Origin of the sequence: Citrobacter sp. Cpo090, assembly GCF_030332665.1 — a bacterium.
Classification (GTDB): Bacteria; Pseudomonadota; Gammaproteobacteria; order Enterobacterales; family Enterobacteriaceae; genus Citrobacter; species Citrobacter portucalensis.
The window spans coordinates 137,761-155,736 of the sequence record NZ_JAOWHK010000028.1; the positions used below are offsets into that span (position 1 = coordinate 137,761).

The 17,976-nt window shown below is 55.0% G+C and carries 13 protein-coding genes and 1 pseudogene; 11 read left to right on the forward strand and 3 right to left on the reverse strand.

Going from position 1 to position 17,976, the window contains the following annotated elements:
* Positions 1-31: 31 nt before the first annotated feature.
* Complete coding sequence (gene acrD, locus OGY83_RS12260) at positions 32-3,145, reverse strand: multidrug efflux RND transporter permease AcrD (RefSeq protein WP_286635966.1); 3,114 nt, start codon at positions 3,143-3,145, stop codon at positions 32-34.
* Between the two features lie 184 nt (positions 3,146-3,329).
* Positions 3,330-5,027, reverse strand: coding sequence for a nitrate/nitrite two-component system sensor histidine kinase NarQ (narQ, locus tag OGY83_RS12265; protein ID WP_286635967.1), 1,698 nt, complete (start codon positions 5,025-5,027; stop codon positions 3,330-3,332).
* Between the two features lie 260 nt (positions 5,028-5,287).
* Here narQ and aegA point away from each other — a divergent pair, with 260 nt between their 5' ends.
* The 3 genes from aegA (at position 5,288) to OGY83_RS12280 (ending at position 9,077) form a co-directional block, all read left to right on the forward strand.
* A complete protein-coding gene (aegA, locus tag OGY83_RS12270) occupies positions 5,288-7,267 on the forward strand; it encodes a formate-dependent uric acid utilization protein AegA (RefSeq protein WP_286635968.1) in 1,980 nt (659 codons plus the stop codon).
* Between the two features lie 67 nt (positions 7,268-7,334).
* Positions 7,335-7,910, forward strand: a complete 576-nt coding sequence (gene nudK, locus OGY83_RS12275; protein WP_003838513.1) for a GDP-mannose pyrophosphatase NudK — start codon at positions 7,335-7,337, stop codon at positions 7,908-7,910.
* Positions 7,911-8,033: 123 nt separating this feature from the next.
* Positions 8,034-9,077, forward strand: coding sequence for a DUF1176 domain-containing protein (locus OGY83_RS12280; protein WP_286635969.1), 1,044 nt, complete (start codon positions 8,034-8,036; stop codon positions 9,075-9,077).
* Here OGY83_RS12280 and tkt read toward each other — a convergent pair.
* Complete coding sequence (gene tkt / locus OGY83_RS12285) at positions 9,067-11,061, reverse strand: transketolase (RefSeq protein ID WP_286635970.1); 1,995 nt, start codon at positions 11,059-11,061, stop codon at positions 9,067-9,069. The two genes, OGY83_RS12280 and tkt, sit on opposite strands and share 11 nt — an antisense overlap.
* Positions 11,062-11,341: 280 nt before the next feature.
* Here tkt and maeB point away from each other — a divergent pair, with 280 nt between their 5' ends.
* From maeB to eutN, 8 genes and pseudogenes are all read left to right on the forward strand, one after another.
* A complete protein-coding gene (maeB, locus tag OGY83_RS12290) occupies positions 11,342-13,621 on the forward strand; it encodes an NADP-dependent oxaloacetate-decarboxylating malate dehydrogenase (RefSeq protein WP_003838520.1) in 2,280 nt (759 codons plus the stop codon).
* Between the two features lie 160 nt (positions 13,622-13,781).
* Positions 13,782-14,117, forward strand: a complete 336-nt coding sequence (eutS, locus tag OGY83_RS12295) for an ethanolamine utilization microcompartment protein EutS (RefSeq protein WP_003037995.1) — start codon at positions 13,782-13,784, stop codon at positions 14,115-14,117.
* Positions 14,118-14,129: 12 nt separating this feature from the next.
* Positions 14,130-14,609 (forward strand): ethanolamine utilization acetate kinase EutP, encoded by a 480-nt coding sequence (eutP, locus tag OGY83_RS12300; protein ID WP_003037998.1) that lies wholly within the window; start codon positions 14,130-14,132, stop codon positions 14,607-14,609.
* Entirely contained in the window at positions 14,587-15,288 is a 702-nt protein-coding gene (gene eutQ / locus OGY83_RS12305) for an ethanolamine utilization acetate kinase EutQ (protein WP_286635971.1), read from the forward strand. Before eutP ends, eutQ begins: the two co-directional genes overlap by 23 nt.
* A 9-nt stretch (positions 15,289-15,297) precedes the next feature.
* Positions 15,298-16,101: an ethanolamine utilization cob(I)yrinic acid a,c-diamide adenosyltransferase EutT gene (gene eutT / locus OGY83_RS12310; RefSeq protein ID WP_286635972.1), complete on the forward strand. Its 804-nt coding sequence runs from the start codon at positions 15,298-15,300 to the stop codon at positions 16,099-16,101.
* A pseudogene (pta, locus tag OGY83_RS12315) lies at positions 16,098-17,108 on the forward strand (phosphate acetyltransferase); the annotation flags it as partial. The gene eutT and the pseudogene pta, both read left to right, overlap by 4 nt.
* A 167-nt stretch (positions 17,109-17,275) precedes the next feature.
* Positions 17,276-17,569 (forward strand): ethanolamine utilization microcompartment protein EutM, encoded by a 294-nt coding sequence (gene eutM / locus OGY83_RS12320; RefSeq protein WP_003835054.1) that lies wholly within the window; start codon positions 17,276-17,278, stop codon positions 17,567-17,569.
* A 114-nt stretch (positions 17,570-17,683) separates the two neighbouring features.
* Positions 17,684-17,971, forward strand: coding sequence for an ethanolamine utilization microcompartment protein EutN (gene eutN, locus OGY83_RS12325; protein WP_003038011.1), 288 nt, complete (start codon positions 17,684-17,686; stop codon positions 17,969-17,971).
* The last annotated feature ends 5 nt before the right edge of the window (positions 17,972-17,976 follow it).

A 17,976-nucleotide genomic window follows, 5' to 3' on the forward strand; every position in this document is an offset into this window, starting at 1 on the left:
ACTCAACGTAAGTCGCCTTTTTTGTGTCCGATTATTCTGGGCGTGTCTTCAATGGGAAGCGTCTTCGCACCAGCACAAAGAACAGGGGAACGAAGTAAATCGCCAGGATAGTAGCTGAAATCATCCCGCCCATTACGCCTGTCCCCACCGCATGTTGACCGCCAGAACCAGCGCCACTGCTGATGGTCATCGGCAGCACCCCGAAGATAAACGCCAGTGAAGTCATCAGAATCGGGCGTAAACGTTGGCGGCAGGCGTGGAGCGTAGCGTCGAGCAGATCGTGCCCTTTCTCGTTCATCTCATTGGCGAATTCAACAATCAATATTGCGTTCTTCGCCGATAGCCCGATAACGGTAAGTAACCCGACCTGGAAATACACGTCGTTTTCCAGACCGCGCATCCAGGTGGCCAGCAGCGCGCCAATGACCCCCAGCGGCACCACCAGCATAACGGAGAAGGGAACCGACCAGCTTTCGTACAGGGCCGCCAGACACAGGAATACCACCAGCAGAGAAATGGCATACAGGGCGGGAGCCTGAGAACCCGACAACCGTTCCTGATAAGACATCGCAGTCCATTCGAGGCCAAACCCAGTCGGCAACTGGTGCACCAGCGATTCCATTATGTCCATTGCCGTACCGGTGCTGACGCCGGGCGCAGCTTCGCCGACAATCTCGACCGCGGAGTACCCGTTATAGCGTTCCAGACGCGGTGAACCGGTTTCCCAGCGCGATGTGGCAAAGGCCGAGAAAGGCACCATGCCGCCGCTATTGTTGCGGACGTACCACAGGTTGATGTCGTCCGGGAGCATGCGATATTTTGCTGCCGCCTGCACGTAAACCTTCTTCACGCGGCCCCGGTCCATAAAGTCATTGACGTAGCTGGAACCCCAGGCCGTTTGCAATGTGTCGTTGATGTCGTCGATGGAAACGCCCAGCGCCTGGGCTTTGCGCTGATCGATATCAATTTGCAACTGCGGGCTGTCGTCCAGACCGTTATGACGAACGCGGGTCAGGGACGAGTCTTTCCCGGCCAGCTCAATGAGTTTGTCGCGCGCGGCCATTAACGCATCATGGCCCGCACCGGCGTGATCCTGCAGCTCCATATCGAAACCGGCAGAGCTTCCGAGGCCGCTGATAGCCGGAGGGCTGCTGGCGAAGACGCGGGCTTCTTTAATCTTATTAAAGGCTTTGGTCGCACGTTCGATGATGGCGAAAGAGGTTCCGGTAGTGGTGTCGCGCTCATCCCAGTCTTTTAAGCGGACAAACATACGTGCCACGTTTTGACCGTTCCCGCCAGGGCCAGAACCGACCGTGGAAAAGACTGACATAATGTTGTCTTTCTCATGGGTGAAGTAATACTTCTCCACTTCCTCAACCACTTTCAATGTTTGCTGCTGTGTGGAGCCGCTGGGCAGCTGGACCGAGGTGGTAAACATGCCGCGGTCTTCCAGCGGCAGGAAGGAGGTTGGCAGGCGCAGGAACAGGAAAACCATCCCACCGAGCAGCAGGCCGTAGATCAGTATCCAGCGCAGGCTGCGGTGCAGGATCCTGGCAACGCCTTTTTCGTAGCGCTCGGCGTTGCGATTAAACATCCGGTTAAACCAGCCGAAGAAACCGGTTTGTCCGTGATGCTCGCCCTTATGCAGCGGTTTGAGCAGGGTGGCGCACAGAGCGGGGGTCAGGATCATCGCCACCAGAACAGACAGCACCATTGCGGAGACGATGGTAATCGAGAACTGGCGGTAAATTGCCCCGGTGGTGCCGCCGAAGAAGGCCATCGGGATAAACACTGCCGACAGCACCATGGCAATACCGACCAGTGCGCCCTGGATTTGCCCCATCGATTTCCGCGTCGCTTCCCGCGGCGTGAGCCCTTCCTCACTCATAATACGCTCGACGTTTTCCACGACTACAATGGCGTCATCGACCAGCAGGCCGATCGCCAGCACCATCGCAAACATCGTCAAGGTGTTAACGCTATAGCCAAAGGCATAAAGCACGGAGAAGGTACCCATCAGGACGACGGGAACGGCGATGGTGGGAATCAGCGTGGCGCGGAAGTTTTGCAGGAACAGGTACATCACGAGGAATACCAGCGCGATCGCTTCCAGCAGGGTTTTTACCACGTCGATGATTGAGGCTTTGACAAAGGAGGTGGTTTCATATGCCACCTTATATTCCAGCCCGTGTGGAAAATATTGCGACAGCTCGTTCAGACGGTTGATAACCAGCTCCGCCGTCGCCATTTCATTGGCGCCTGAAGCCAGCTTCACGCCCAGGCCGGAGGCAGGATTTCCATTAAAGCGGCTGAGGTAATCATACTTTTCAGCACCCATTTCGACCGTCGCCACATCGCCCAGTTTAACTTCTGAGCCATCCTGGTTGACGCGTAGCGTAATGGCGCGGAATTCATCCGGAGTCTGTAGTAGCGACTGGGCGTTGATCGTCGCGTTCAGCGCCTGCTTGTCCACCGAAGGCGTACCGCCAAGTTGTCCGACGGCAATCTGCGCATTCTGTGACTCGATAGCGTCGGTCACATCTTTAGCGGTCATCTGGAAACTGTTCAGTTTGGCCGGGTCAAGCCAGATACGCATGGAGTACTGTGAGCCGTAAGCGTCAATATCTCCCACGCCGTTAATACGGCTGAGCGGATCCTGAATGTTACTGGCGACATAGTCGGCGATGTCCTGCTTATCCATTGAGCCATCGGTGGAGACAAAGGCGATAGTCAGAATATTGGTGTCCCCGGTCTTACGCACCGTGACCCCCTGATCCTGTACCGCCTGCGGCAGTTTACGCATTGCCGATTGCAGCTGGTTTTGCACCTGCTGGACGGCCTCGTCAGGATCGGTTCCGGCAACGAAGCTCAACGTAACCGTAGCCTGACCTGTCCCGCTGCTCTGCGATGACATGTACATCAGGTTATCGAGACCGGTCATGTTCTGCTCGATAACCTGGGTGACGGTGTTTTCCAGAGTCTGAGCCGAGGCGCCAGGATAGTTGGCGGTGACCCGCACGTTTGGCGGTGCCAGATCGGGATATTGTTCAACGGGCAGTGAGAAAATAGCCAGGGCTCCTGTCAGGCACAACAGGATAGCTAACACCCAGGCAAAAATGGGGCGATCGATGAAAAAATTCGCCATTAAAAGAGGACCTCGTGTTTCTGCGTATCGTTATGGGTATGGCTTGCTTCACTTTAGCGGCAAGGTACGGGTCAAACGTGGAGAAAAAAAGAAGATAATGTAAATTATCATGCCCGTTTACAGCATACCTTTCGTGCCAACGCCGTCAGGCCTGGATCCAGACCCGACGGCGCTTTGCGGTTCTTTACGTTAGCTCACCGTCTGATTCAGCCGAACGAAAACTGATGCTCACTAACGTTCCCCCTTCGGAAGGTTGAGAGAAGGTCAACGTGCCGCTTAGTCTTTCCGCCCGCTCACGCATAATATTGAGTCCATAGTGCCCTGTAGGCTCATGCGGCTCGCCAATGCCGATGCCGTTATCGCGGATATAAACCGTGTGGTTGCCGTCCGGAGCCGTTACGCAGCTGACGGCAATTTCGCTCGCACTGGCATGCTTAATGGCGTTCAGCACCGCTTCGCGGATGATCTGCAACAGGTGCACCTGCATTTGCGCATCCAACGCCAGGGTGGGTAACCGACAGTCGAGTGTGAGTTTAGCTGAGGTTTGATTTTGCAGCGTTTCCAGCATTTCATGCAGGGCGGAGGGTAAGTCTGCCTGCTGTAAGGTCAGACGGAAGGTAGTGAGCAGTTCGCGTAGCTGACGGTAGGCATCGTTCAGCGCCTGGGAGAAATCCGCCATAATGCTTTGCGCCGGGGCGTTATCTTCCGGAATTGAACGCTTCAGCAGCGTGAGCTGAATGCGTAAATAAGAGAGCACCTGCGCCAGCGAGTCGTGCAGTTCGCGTGCAATCGTCGCTCGCTCCTCCATTAACAACAGCTGCTGAAAATGTTTTTGTGCCTGGTTGAAGTACAACCCGCGTCCCAACATCGAGGAGACGCTGTTGAGCAGCGGAGTAGAAGCATTGATGTTGGGACTTTGCCAGTGCAGTTCGCCGTAGACGGTTTCCTGCATGGTGACCGGCAGGATCTGCATCGGCAGCTCGGGGCTTTTAGCCCCTTCGCTAATCCGCCAGTTATCACCGACGGTGAGCTCAAGGAAATACGCGGCGTCATGTTCGCGGACGATCTGTAAAATATGGCGGAAGCAGTGCACGTCAATCTGGCTGGTATTTAACGCCTGGGAGCACTGATACAACACCTCCAGACGGCGATTGGCTTCGTGGAGATCGTGAGTTTTCTCGGCAACAGACGCTTCCAGTGAGCGATACAGCTTGTGTAATTCACTCGACATCTGGCTAAACGTTTTGCCCAGCAACCCCAGTTCATTGGGCAAACCTGTATCCAGCGGTGGGATATCAAACTGACCGTGTTCAATTTGCTGACTGGCCATCACCAGTGTATTCAGTGGACGCACCACCTGCTGGCGAATGCGCCGCAGGGTAAAGAAGACGAGGGTGAATATGCCGATCCCGCCCGCCAGCGAGATGCCAAATACCAGCATTACTTTACGCTCGGCATAATGCTGCAACGCCAGCACGAAGAGATCGATTTGATCGACGTAGTTGTTGATATTGGCCTGGTACCATTTTAAATCGCCGTCGACCAGGCGTGCGTTCATTTCCAACCAGTTAGCATGCAGACGTCCATAGCGGCTTTTTACCGCTTGTGGCACATACCACGCGTTCAGATTCTGTAGTGCTGGCGAGTTTAGCGCCTGCTGGAAAAGCTGGCGGTGGGCATTAAGCTGCGGGCTCTGGCTTTGTAGATCGTAACCCAGACGGTAGCTTTGCATGCGCAATGAGCCAGCAACGTTGATGGCTTCGGCATCTCGTAAGCTGCTGGTCAGCGTGAGCAGCGCAATACCCGTTGAGAGAATTGACAACAGCACTATGTAGAAAAAAGCTTTAGCCAGACTGGCCGAGACCGGACGCTTTACCGTCACTTGTGCATCCTCACACAATACACGTCGCGCCTGAAAACAGCGTGAACAATGCGGTGTATTTGATAAATGTTAATAAAACGCCATGAAACTGGATGGTAACTGAAACACAATTTCATATGCGATGAAATAAATTGATCTGCCACAGGTTCTGGATAAATAGTTGTGCTTCCTGGGCAAATGAACATTGCCGCTTCCTTCCGTGTCGGTTAATAACACTCTTATAAAGAATAAGGTTTTTGCAACCAAAAAAGAAGGAAGCCATGAATCGTTTTATTATGGTCAATAGCCAGCAGTGCCTGGGATGCCATGCCTGTGAGGTCGCCTGCGTCATGGCTCACAATGGCGAACAGCATGTTCTGAACCAACGGCATTTTCAGCCCCGAATTACCGTCATTAAGCATCAGCAGCAGCGCAGCGCGGTGACCTGTCACCACTGCGAAGATGCACCCTGCGCCAGAAGTTGCCCAAACGGGGCAATTAGCCATGATAACGACAGCGTTCAGGTGAACCCGCAAAAGTGCATTGGCTGTAAATCGTGCGTCGTTGCCTGTCCTTTCGGCACGATGCAGATCGTACTCACTCCCGTCGCCAAAGGGAAGGTGAAAGCCACGGCGCACAAATGCGATCTGTGCCAGGGGCGTGAACAGGGACCCGCCTGCGTAGAGAACTGTCCGGCGCAGGCGTTACAACTGGTGACGGAAAATTCGCTTACCGGTCTGTCAAAAGCGCGCAGGCTGCGTACCGCAAGTCTGGAAAGCCAGCCATGGCATACCAGCACTACCGATTTTGTTCCACATGTCATCACCAAACGTGAGCAAATGCAGGCGACGCCTGCGCGTGGTGAACCGGATAAACTGGCGATTGAGGCCCGGAAAACCAGCTTTGAAGAGATCTATCTGCCGTTTCGTACGGCGCAGGTGGAGCGCGAAGCCTCTCGCTGCCTGAAATGCGGCGACCACAGTATCTGCGAATGGACCTGTCCGTTGCATAACCATATTCCGCAGTGGATTGAACTGGTCAAAGCCGGGAATATTGACGCGGCGGTTGAGCTTTCACACCAAACCAACTGCCTGCCGGAGGTGACTGGACGTGTATGCCCGCAGGATCGACTCTGCGAAGGGGCATGCACGGTGCGTAGCGAGCATGGCGCAGTCACCATCGGTAATATTGAGCGTTACATCTCCGATCGGGCGCTGAGTAAAGGATGGCGACCGGACTTAAGCCATGTGCAGAAAGTGGACAAGCGTGTTGCCATCATCGGTGCGGGTCCGGCGGGTCTGGCCTGTGCGGATGTGCTTGCGCGCAGCGGCGTCAGCGCCACCGTTTACGATCGCCATCCTGAAATTGGCGGTTTGCTGACGTTCGGTATTCCGGCCTTTAAGCTGGACAAATCGCTGCTGGCGCGTCGCCGTGAAATCTTCAGCGCCATGGGCATCCATTTTGAGCTTAACTGCGAAGTGGGTAAGGATGTCGCGCTTGAAAAGCTGCTGGAGGATTACGATGCCGTGTTTGTGGGCGTAGGAACCTATCGTTCCATGAAGGCGGACCTGCCAAATGAAGACGCGCCTGGCGTATATGATGCGCTGCCGTTCCTGATTGCCAACACCAAGCAGGTGATGGGGCTGGAGGAACTGCCTGAAGAGCCGTTTATCGATACCGCAGGATTGAACGTGGTTGTGCTGGGCGGAGGCGATACGGCAATGGACTGCGTGCGTACCGCGCTACGCCACGGCGCAAGCCTGGTGACCTGCGCTTATCGCCGTGATGAGGCCAACATGCCCGGCTCGAAAAAAGAGGTGAAGAACGCTCGGGAAGAAGGAGCAAACTTCGAGTTTAACGTTCAGCCGGTTGAGCTGGTGTTGCATGCCGATGGGCGAGTCAGCGGCGTGCGTTTCTTACGTACCCAACTTGGTGAACCTGATGCGCAGGGCCGTCGTCGCCCGGTTCCCATCGCCGGGAGTGAGTTTGTCATGCCCGCAGATGCGGTGATTATGGCGTTTGGCTTTCACCCACACGGCATGCCGTGGCTGGAGTCGCATGGCGTTAAGGTCGATAACTGGGGGCGCATTGCCGCCGATGTTGAAAGCGCATACCGTTATCAAACCAGTAACCCGAAAATCTTTGCCGGTGGCGACGCGGTACGCGGTGCGGACCTGGTGGTGACGGCCATGGCGGAAGGGCGGCATGCTGCCCAGGGGATCGTCGACTGGCTGGGCGTAAAATCAGTCAAATCTCATTAGCCTAAGGTCAAGACAAACCCGGTTTCACGGCGTAGTATTATTTCTCACTTCTTGCTGTGGAGCCGGTATGTCGCAAAAAATTACCCTCATCAAAGATAAAGTCCTCTCCGATAACTACTTCATCCTGCGCAATATCACCTATGACCTGACCCGTAGCACTGGGGAGGTGATTCGCCATAAACGCGAGGTTTACGATCGCGGTAACGGCGCCACAATCCTGCTGTATAACCCGGAGAAGAAAACGGTGGTGTTAATCCGCCAGTTCCGAGTCGCCACCTGGGTCAACGGTAATGAAGATGGTCAACTGATTGAAACCTGCGCCGGGCTGTTGGATAACGACGAACCGGAAGCGTGCATTCGCAAAGAGGCCATTGAAGAAACCGGCTTTGAAGTGGGCGAAGTGCGAAAACTGTTTGAGTTATACATGTCGCCGGGCGGCGTGACGGAAATAATCCACTTCTTCATCGCACAATACAGTGACAGCCAGCGAGCAAATGCCGGTGGTGGTGTGGAAGATGAAGATATTGAAGTTCTGGAACTGCCGTTCACACAGGCGCTGGAAATGATTAAAACGGGTGAGATCCGTGACGGTAAAACGGTGCTATTGCTGAACTATTTGCAGTCATCGCATCTCATGGACTAATACACGGAATTTATATTTCTTTACAAATTTACGGCCAATCCGACAATTCTTATTGAGCCACATCAGTCGCGCAAGGAAGATACCGCTTAGGCTGTGTGTTTTGACTTCGGGGTTGTACCGTCCATGCGCTATCGCGTTATTCTCCTTTTCCTGCTCGGGTTGCTACCAGCCTGTTTGCTGTGGGCTGCGCCCGCGCAACAGGCGTTTTCTGACTGGCAGGTGACGTGTAATAACCAAAATTTTTGCGTGGCGCGCAATACCGGAGAGCACCACGGCCTGGTCATGACCTTGAGCCGCAGCGCCGGGGCACATACCGATGCCGTATTGCGTATTGAGCTGGGCGGGCTGGAGTCTTCTAACGTCAAAGAGAACGATATTGCGCCGCGTCTGCTGTTGGATGGTGCGCCGCTCTCGCTGAGCGGCGAGCACTGGCGTGTTACCCCCAGGCAGCTGACGACCGATGATCCCGCCACCATTAGCGCATTTTTACAAACAGTACAGGACGCGAAGGCGATTACCCTGCAAAAAGGTGCGCAAAACCTGTCGTTGGTCGGGCTAAAAGCCGCATTGTTGTTTATCGACGCCCAGCAAAAACGCGTGGGGAGTGAAACCGCATGGATCGAAAAAGGCGACGAGCCACCGCTCAGTGTACCTCCGGCCCCCGCGCTGAAAGGTGTAGCAGTCATTAATCCAACGCCAACGCCTCTCACACAGCAGGAGCGCAGTGAACTGCTGGACTATGGTAACTGGCGAATCAACGGTATTCGCTGCTCTATCGATCCGCTGCGTCGCGAGATGCGCGTCACGGCCCTAACGGATGATAAAGCGCTGCTTATGATTAGTTGTGAGGCCGGGGCGTATAACACTATCGATCTGGCGTGGGTGGTTTCACGTACTACTCCGTTGACTTCACGCGCGGTACGGTTAAGCCTGCCTTTTAAAACGGAGGCGGAAAGTCGCGATATGGAGCTGACCAACGCTACGTTTGACGAGAAGTCGCGGGAGCTGGTTACCCTCGCTAAAGGACGAGGGTTGGCAGATTGCGGTATCCAGACCCGCTGGCGCTACGACGGGCAACGTTTTCGCCTGGTGCGCTATGCCCAGGAGCCAAGTTGTGATAACTGGCATGGGCCAGATGCCTGGCCCACGCTGTGGATCACGCGTTAAGCACCTTGTGCGCTTTGTCGACGATGTTATCCACCGTAAAGCCAAAGAACGGGAACAGCTTGTCCGCCGGAGCCGACTCCCCATAACCCGTCATCCCAACAATCGCCCCTTTCAGTCCGACGTATTTGTACCAGTAGTCGGCAACCCCTGCTTCTACCGCCACGCGCGCGCTGACGTTTGCTGGCAGGACCGATTCCCGGTACGCCTCATCCTGGGCGTCGAAGATATCGGTTGAGGGCAGAGACACCACCCGCACGTTACGACCTTCGCCGGTCAGTTTTTCCGCCGCCAGCAGCGTAATTTCCATTTCTGAACCGGTAGCAATCAAAATAATATCTGGCTTACCGCCGCCATCCTTCAGCACATAGCCGCCGCGGGCAATTTGCTGCACCTGCTCAGGCGTGCGCTCAACCTGCGCCAGATTCTGCCGCGAGAGGATCAGCGCCGTTGGCCCGTCGTGACGTTCGACTGCCAGCTTCCAGCCTACCGCCGCCTCAACCTGATCGCATGGTCGCCAGGTGCTGAAATTAGGCGTCAGGCGCAGGCTGGCGAGCTGTTCAACGGCCTGGTGCGTGGGACCATCTTCCCCAAGACCAATCGAGTCGTGGGTATAAACCATGATTTGTCGGGCTTTCATCAGCGCCGCCATGCGCGCAGCATTACGGGCATATTCGACAAACATCAGGAACGTAGCGGTGTACGGTACGAAGCCCCCGTGGTGCGCGATACCGTTGGCAATCGCGGTCATGCCAAATTCACGCACGCCGTAGTGGATGTAGTTTCCTGCATGATCCTCTTTAAGAGAGGAGGAGCCTTTCCAGATGGTCAGGTTGCTGGGCGCCAGATCCGCCGATCCGCCAAGCAGCTCAGGCAGTACAGGCCCGTAGGCGTTAAGGGTATTTTGCGAGGCCTTACGGGTGGCGATTTTGGCCGGATTAGCCTGCAGCTCGGTAATATATTTCTGGGTTGTTGCCTCCCACTCCTTCGGCAGTCCACCGCTCATCCGGCGAGAAAACTCTGCCGCCAGTTCCGGATAGGCTTGTTGGTAAGCTGCGAACTTCTCCTTCCAGCCCTGTTGCGCTTTTTCGCCTTTCTCGCGTGCATCCCACGCCCGGTAAATCTCTTTGGGGATCTCAAAAGCAGGATGATGCCACCCCAGTTTCTGCCGGGTCAGCGCCACCTCTTCTTCGCCCAGCGCAGCGCCGTGCGCTTCCTCTTTTCCGGCTTTATTTGGTGATCCAAAACCAATCACCGTACGGCAGATAATCAGCGACGGTTTATCGGTAACAGCCTGCGCTTCCTGAATGGCTTTTTTCACCGCCTCAGGGTCATGACCGTCAATCTCGTGCACCACATGCCAGTGATAAGCCTCAAAGCGTTTTGCAGTATCGTCGGTAAACCAGCCGTCGGTTTCGCCATCAATCGAGATGCCGTTGTGATCGTAGAAGCCGATGAGTTTGCCAAGCCCCAACGTGCCCGCCAGCGAACAAGCCTCGTGTGAAATACCCTCCATCAGACAGCCGTCGCCCATAAAGACCCAGGTAAAGTGGTCAACAATCTCATGGTCTGGCTGGTTAAACTGCGCTGCCAGCGTTCGCTCGGCAATGGCCATGCCGACGGCGTTGGCTAACCCCTGGCCCAGCGGTCCGGTGGTGGTTTCCACGCCCGGTGTGTAGCCAATTTCCGGGTGACCTGGCGTTTTCGAATGGAGTTGACGGAAGTTCTTTAATTCTTCGATCGGCAGGTCGTAACCGGAAAGATGCAACAGGCTGTAAAGCAGCATTGAGGCGTGGCCGTTGGACAGAATAAACCGGTCACGATCGTACCAGGTGGGATCGGTCGGGTTATGGCGTAGAAAATCGTTCCACAGCACTTCGGCGATATCGGCCATCCCCATTGGTGCTCCAGGGTGGCCGGAGTTAGCTTTTTGGACGGCATCCATACTTAGCGCACGAATGGCATTGGCAAGCTCTTTACGGGTCATAGGAAATACTCCTTGAAAAGTAAAGTGTTAGATGCGTGTTGTGATTCACACTTTTGGGAAAATTGTGGGCGTTGTCAGCAAAAAGCATAGCAGACAAGCATGGTATTGCTGGATTAAGCAGGTAACATGGCTGTTATAAATTGATAACAAATTCTTTCTTTGAATGGTGAGAGTTTGGGGACCTTCAAAGTTTGTGCCGTTGACTGAGGTGATAATGTGCGGCTCAGTAGAATGGTTACCCGCGCCACTTTTTTGATAGATACGTGAAAGGAACAACAAGATGGATGACCAGTTAAAACAAAGCGCCCTCGATTTCCACGAATTTCCGGTACCCGGTAAAATCCAGGTTTCTCCGACCAAGCCTCTGGCAACGCAGCGCGACCTGGCGCTGGCCTATTCGCCGGGCGTGGCTGCACCGTGTCTTGAAATTGAAAAGGACCCGCTGGCAGCCTACAAGTACACCGCGCGCGGCAACCTGGTTGCGGTTATTTCCAACGGTACAGCGGTGCTGGGTCTCGGCAACATTGGCGCGTTGGCCGGCAAACCGGTGATGGAAGGTAAAGGCGTTCTGTTTAAGAAATTCGCCGGGATCGACGTGTTCGACATTGAAGTCGATGAACTCGATCCGGATAAATTTATCAATGTGGTTGCGGCCCTGGAACCCACGTTTGGCGGTATCAACCTCGAAGATATCAAAGCGCCGGAGTGCTTCTACATTGAGCAAAAACTGCGCGAACGCATGAATATTCCGGTCTTCCACGATGACCAGCACGGTACGGCAATCATCAGTACTGCCGCAATTCTGAACGGTCTGCGGGTGGTTGAGAAAAATATCTCTGATGTGCGCATGGTGGTGTCTGGCGCAGGCGCGGCGGCGATTGCCTGTATGAACCTGCTGGTAGCGCTGGGTATGCAGAAACACAATATTGTGGTCTGTGACTCCAAAGGCGTGATTTACAAAGACCGCGAACCGAACATGGCGGAAACCAAAGCGGCTTACGCGGTGGTGGATGATGGTAAGCGCACGCTGGATGATGTTATTGACGGCGCAGATATTTTCCTCGGCTGCTCGGGCCCGAAAGTGCTGACGCAGGAAATGGTTAAGAAGATGGCGCGTGCGCCAATGATTCTGGCACTCGCCAACCCGGAGCCGGAAATCCTGCCGCCGCTGGCAAAAGAGGTGCGTTCCGACGCCATCATCTGTACCGGTCGTTCAGACTACCCGAACCAGGTTAACAACGTCCTGTGCTTCCCGTTCATCTTCCGCGGTGCGCTGGACGTTGGTGCGACGGCCATCAACGAAGAGATGAAACTGGCGGCGGTGCACGCCATTGCTGAGCTGGCGCATGCCGAGCAGAGTGAAGTGGTGGCCTCTGCTTATGGCGATCAGGACCTGAGCTTCGGCCCGGAATACATCATTCCGAAACCGTTCGACCCGCGTCTGATCGTCAAAATCGCCCCTGCTGTGGCGAAAGCGGCGATGGACTCCGGCGTGGCAACGCGTCCGATTGCCGACTTTGACGCTTACATCGATAAGCTGACCGAATTCGTCTACAAAACCAACCTGTTCATGAAGCCGATTTTCTCCCTGGCACGCAAAGCGCCGAAGCGTGTGGTGCTGACCGAAGGGGAAGAGGCGCGCGTATTGCATGCTACCCAGGAGCTGATCACGTTAGGGCTGGCAAAACCGATCCTGATCGGTCGTCCAAGCGTTATTGAAATGCGTATCCAGAAACTGGGGCTGCAGATCAAAGCGGGCGTCGATTTTGAAATCGTCAACAATGAGTCCGATCCGCGCTTTAAAGAGTACTGGAGCGAGTACTACCAGATTATGAAGCGTCGTGGGATTACCCAGGAGCAGGCGCAGCGTGCGGTGATCGCCAACACCACGGTGATCGGCGCAATCATGGTACAGCGTGGCGAAGCGGATGCGATGATCTGCGGTACGATTGGCGACTACCATGAGCACTTCAGCGTGGTGAAAGAGGTGTTTGGTCATCGTGATGGCGTGCATACTGCCGGAGCGATGAACGCCTTGCTGCTGCCAAGTGGTAACACCTTTATCGCCGATACTTACGTCAACGACGATCCTACGCCTGAGCAACTGGCTGAAATCGCCGTGATGGCGGCAGAGACCGTGCGTCGCTTTGGTATTGAACCGAAGGTAGCGTTGCTCTCGCACTCCAACTTTGGTTCCTCTGACTGCCCGTCGGCCAGCAAAATGCGCGAAGCGCTGGAGCTGATTAAGGCGCGTGCGCCAGAGTTGATGATTGACGGCGAAATGCACGGCGACGCTGCGCTGGTGGAAAGCATCCGTAATGACCGCATGCCGGACAGTCCGTTGAAAGGCTCTGCAAATATTCTGGTGATGCCGAATATGGAAGCGGCCCGTATTAGTTACAACTTACTACGCGTTTCCAGTTCTGAAGGCGTAACGGTGGGCCCGGTGCTTATGGGGGTTGCGAAACCTGTTCATGTATTAACGCCGATCGCCTCTGTTCGTCGTATCGTTAATATGGTGGCGCTGGCGGTTGTAGAAGCTCAAACACAGCCGCTGTAATTTCACTTTAATTTATTTCCGGCGCGGGTTTCTCCCGCGCCTTTTTATTTTCCCTTTCTTAGTGATCTACTTCACCTTTTAAACCTGGTTGCCGAATTTTGTTATTTACTCTGACAAAAAATTGCCACGATGAGGGCAGTTTTAGCGGAGGCGGTGAGCAATGGAAAAAGAACGCATTATTCAGGAATTTGTGCCGGGGAAACAGGTCACGCTGGCGCATCTCATTGCGCACCCCGGCGAGGAATTAGCGAAAAAGATCGGCGTTCCCGAAGCGGGCGCTATCGGCATCATGACGCTGACGCCAGGCGAAACCGCGATGATTGCCGGTGACTTAGCCATGAAGGCGGCGGATGTACATATCGGTTTTCTCGATAGATTCAGCGGTGCACTGGTGATCTACGGCTCGGTAGGCGCAGTAGAAGAAGCGTTATTACAGACGGTAAGCGGTCTGGGTCGATTATTAAATTTCACTTTGTGTAACCTGACAAAAAGTTAATCAGAGGCGGCGATGAAACGTATTGCGTTTGTCGGTACGGTGGGGGCGGGGAAAACAACGCTCTTTAATGCGCTACAGGGGAATTATTCCCTCGCCAGAAAAACACAGGCCGTGGAGTTTAATGAAAATGGCGATATCGATACGCCAGGGGAATATTTTAGCCATCCGCGCTGGTATCACGCCTTAATTACCACGCTGCAGGATGTCGATACGTTGATTTATATACACGCGGCAAATGATAAAGAAAGTCGCTTACCTGCCGGGCTGTTGGATATCGGCGCCAGTAAACGACAAATCGCCGTTATCAGTAAAACGGACATGCCGGATGCCGACGTCGCCGCAACGCGACAACTACTTCGTGGGATGGGGTTTCAGGAGCCGATTTTTGAGCTCAATAGCCATGACCCGCGCAGCGTGCAGCACCTGGTGGATTATCTGACTGAGCTCAGCCAAAAGGAGGAAAGGGCAGGTGAAAAAACTCATCACAGCTAACGATATTCGTGCGGCCCACGCACGCGGCGAACAGGAAATGTCGGTTGTTCTGCGCGCCAGCATCATCACCCCGGAGGCGCGCGAAGTTGCGGAGCTGCTGGGCGTTACCATCAGTGAATGCGATGAATCCGCGCCAACCGCCGCCGCTACTCCGGCTGCGGTGGATGATGGCAAAACGGAAAGCCAGCGTATTCGCGAAACCATCATTGCGCAGTTACCCGAAGGGCAGTTTACCGAAAGCCTGGTCGCCCAACTGATGGACAAAGTTATGAAGGAGAAGCAGTCGCTGGAGCAGGGCGGAATGCAGCCGAGCTTTAACTCGGTGACCGGCAAAGGCGGCGTCAAAGTCATCGATGGCAGCAGCGTGAAGTTTGGTCGTTTTGACGGCGCGCAGCCGCACTGTGTGGGCTTAACCGATCTGGTGACCGACCAGGACGGTAGCAGCATGGCCGCCGGGTTCATGCAGTGGGATAACGCCTTTTTCCCATGGACGCTGAACTACGACGAAATCGACATGATTCTGGAAGGCGAGCTGCACGTTCGCCACGAAGGCGAAACCATGATTGCAAAAGCCGGGGATGTAATGTTTATCCCGAAAGGTTCCAGCATCGAATTTGGTACGCCATCGACGGTGAAATTTCTGTATGTGGCCTGGCCTGCGAACTGGCAGTCCTGCTAAGGCGGATGTATGAAGGATTTCATTACCGAAGCATGGCTCAGAGCGAATCATACGCTCAGCGAAGGGGCTGAAATTCATCTCCCCGCTGACGCTCGCCTGACGCCGTCTGCCCGGGAATTACTGGAAAGCCGACATCTGCGTATTAAGTTTATCGACGAGCAGGGCAGCCTGTTTATTGATGACGAAGAACAGCAGCCGCAGCCGGTGCATGGATTAACCAGCAGTGATACGCATCCACAGGCCAGCTGCGAACTGTGCCATCAACCGGTGGCGAAGAAACCGGACACCCTGACGCATCTGACCGCGGACAAGATGGTCGCCAAAAGTGACCCTCGGCTGGGATTTCGCGCCGCGCTGGACAGCACCATCGCCCTGGCCGTGTGGTTGCAGATTGAGATGGCAGAACCGTGGCAGCCGTGGCTGGCGGATATCCGCTCGCGTCTGGGCAATATTATGCGCGCTGACGCCATGGATGAGCCGCTGGCAGTACAAGCTGTCGTGGGTTTAAGTGACGAAGATTTACACCGTCTTTCGCATCAACCGCTGCGCTATCTGGACCACGACCATCTGGTGCCTGAAGCCAGTCATGGACGTGATTGCGCGCTGCTTAATCTGCTGCGTACTAAAGTCCGTGAAACGGAGACGGTGGCGGCCCAGGTGTTCATCACTCGCAGTTTTGAGGTTATGCGACCGGACATTATGCAGGCGCTCAACCGCCTTTCCAGTACGGTCTACGTGATGATGATTCTGAGCGTTGCGAAGCATCCGCTGACGGTTAACCAAATTCAACAGCGACTGGGGGAGAAGCAATGATCATTGAACGTGCTCGTCAACTCGCCCAACGCTCACCGGCACGGGTGGTGTTCCCGGATGCGCTGGATGTCCGGGTGCTGAAGGCGGCGAATTACCTGCACCAGCACGGTCTGGCACATCCCATTCTCGTCGCCAGTCCGTTTGCGCTGCGCCAGTTTGCCCTCAGTCACCGGGTGGCAATGGATGGCATTCAGGTTATCGATCCGCAAAGCAATCAGCCAATGCGCGAAGAGTTTGCGCTGCGCTGGCTGGCCCGCGCGGGAGATAAAACGCCTGCAGATGCGCTGGAAAAACTCAACGATCCGCTGATGTTCGCCGCGGCAATGGTCAGCGCGGGTAAAGCTGACGTCTGCATTGCGGGCAATCTCTCATCAACAGCGAACGTGCTGCGTGCCGGATTACGCATTATCGGGCTACAGCCTGGCTGTAAAACGCTGTCGTCAATTTTCCTGATGCTGCCGCAGTACCTTGGGCCGTCATTAGGGTTTGCCGATTGCAGCGTCGTGCCGCAGCCCACCGCCGCACAGTTGGCGGATATTGCGATTGCCAGCGCACAGACATGGCAGGCGATCACTGGTGAAGAGCCGCGCGTGGCCATGCTGTCGTTTTCAAGTAATGGCAGTGCTCGCCATCCTAACGTCGCTAACGTGCAGCAGGCGACCGAGATCGTTCGTGAGCGTGCCCCGCAGCTTACCGTGGACGGAGAACTGCAATTTGATGCCGCCTTTGTTCCGGATGTCGCTGCGCAAAAAGCGCCCGCCAGTCCGTTAAAGGGCAATGCCAATGTGATGGTCTTCCCATCGCTGGAGGCAGGCAATATTGGCTACAAAATCGCTCAGCGTCTGGGAGGGTATCGCGCAGTAGGTCCGTTGATTCAAGGGCTTGCCGCACCGCTTCATGACCTCTCTCGTGGCTGTAGCGTACAGGAAATTATCGAACTGGCGTTGGTGGCAGCAGTGCCGCGCCAGACTGACGTGAGTCGTGAAAACGCCTCGCACACACTGGTTAATACACAAAATCATTCGCGCAGCGTCGAGGCGGCAAGTGCGGGAACCTCAGGAGCTTACTTAAGTAAGTGACTGAGGTGAGCAAACGCAGCCAACAAAGAGGCGGTGTGAAGGATGAAGTGTATGTATAGGTCCCGTTCTGGACCCCTTAATGAGAGGAAAACACAATGGAAGCATTAGGAATGATTGAAACCCGGGGCCTGGTTGCACTGATTGAGGCTTCTGACGCAATGGTTAAAGCGGCACGCGTGAAACTGGTTGGCGTGAAGCAGATCGGCGGCGGCCTGGTTACTGCCATGGTCCGTGGCGACGTAGCGGCGTGTAAAGCTGCAACGGACGCAGGTGCTGCGGCTGCACAGCGTATTGGCGAGCTGGTTTCCGTACACGTGATCCCACGTCCGCATGGCGATCTGGAAGAAGTGTTCCCGATCAGCTTTAAAGGCGACAGCAACGACATGTAAGTCGTCCATGTGACGCCACAGACTTCATTGCTGGCGTCACCCTCTCTCCTTTTCACATTACCTTCTGCGGAGGGTAGGGGGAGGTTTTACCTGAAATATGCCACGGAGGCGCGTATGAAACTGGCAATCGTTACAGGACAAATTGTTTGTACCGTACGCCATCAGGGGCTCGCGCACGACAAGTTGCTGATGGTGGAAATGATTGACGCCCAGGGAAATCCCGACGGGCAATGTGCTGTTGCTATCGACAGCATCGGGGCGGGAACCGGAGAGTGGGTGCTGCTGGTCAGCGGAAGCTCCGCCCGTCAGGCGCACCGGAATGAATCATCGCCTGTCGATCTGTGCGTGATTGGCATTGTCGATGAAGTGGTGGCAGGTGGTCAGGTGATCTTCCATAAATAAGGCAG

What these genes read in the sequence shown, in the direction of transcription:
- acrD (WP_286635966.1), bottom strand. Translation starts at nt 3,145, where the DNA reads ATGGCGAATTTTTTCATCGATCGCCCCATTTTTGCCTGGGTGTTAGCT.
- aegA (WP_286635968.1), top strand. Translation starts at nt 5,288, where the DNA reads ATGAATCGTTTTATTATGGTCAATAGCCAGCAGTGCCTGGGATGCCAT.
- nudK (WP_003838513.1), top strand. Translation starts at nt 7,335, where the DNA reads ATGTCGCAAAAAATTACCCTCATCAAAGATAAAGTCCTCTCCGATAAC.
- OGY83_RS12280 (WP_286635969.1), top strand. Translation starts at nt 8,034, where the DNA reads ATGCGCTATCGCGTTATTCTCCTTTTCCTGCTCGGGTTGCTACCAGCC.
- tkt (WP_286635970.1), bottom strand. Translation starts at nt 11,061, where the DNA reads ATGACCCGTAAAGAGCTTGCCAATGCCATTCGTGCGCTAAGTATGGAT.
- maeB (WP_003838520.1), top strand. Translation starts at nt 11,342, where the DNA reads ATGGATGACCAGTTAAAACAAAGCGCCCTCGATTTCCACGAATTTCCG.
- eutS (WP_003037995.1), top strand. Translation starts at nt 13,782, where the DNA reads ATGGAAAAAGAACGCATTATTCAGGAATTTGTGCCGGGGAAACAGGTC.
- eutP (WP_003037998.1), top strand. Translation starts at nt 14,130, where the DNA reads ATGAAACGTATTGCGTTTGTCGGTACGGTGGGGGCGGGGAAAACAACG.
- eutT (WP_286635972.1), top strand. Translation starts at nt 15,298, where the DNA reads ATGAAGGATTTCATTACCGAAGCATGGCTCAGAGCGAATCATACGCTC.
- eutM (WP_003835054.1), top strand. Translation starts at nt 17,276, where the DNA reads ATGGAAGCATTAGGAATGATTGAAACCCGGGGCCTGGTTGCACTGATT.
- eutN (WP_003038011.1), top strand. Translation starts at nt 17,684, where the DNA reads ATGAAACTGGCAATCGTTACAGGACAAATTGTTTGTACCGTACGCCAT.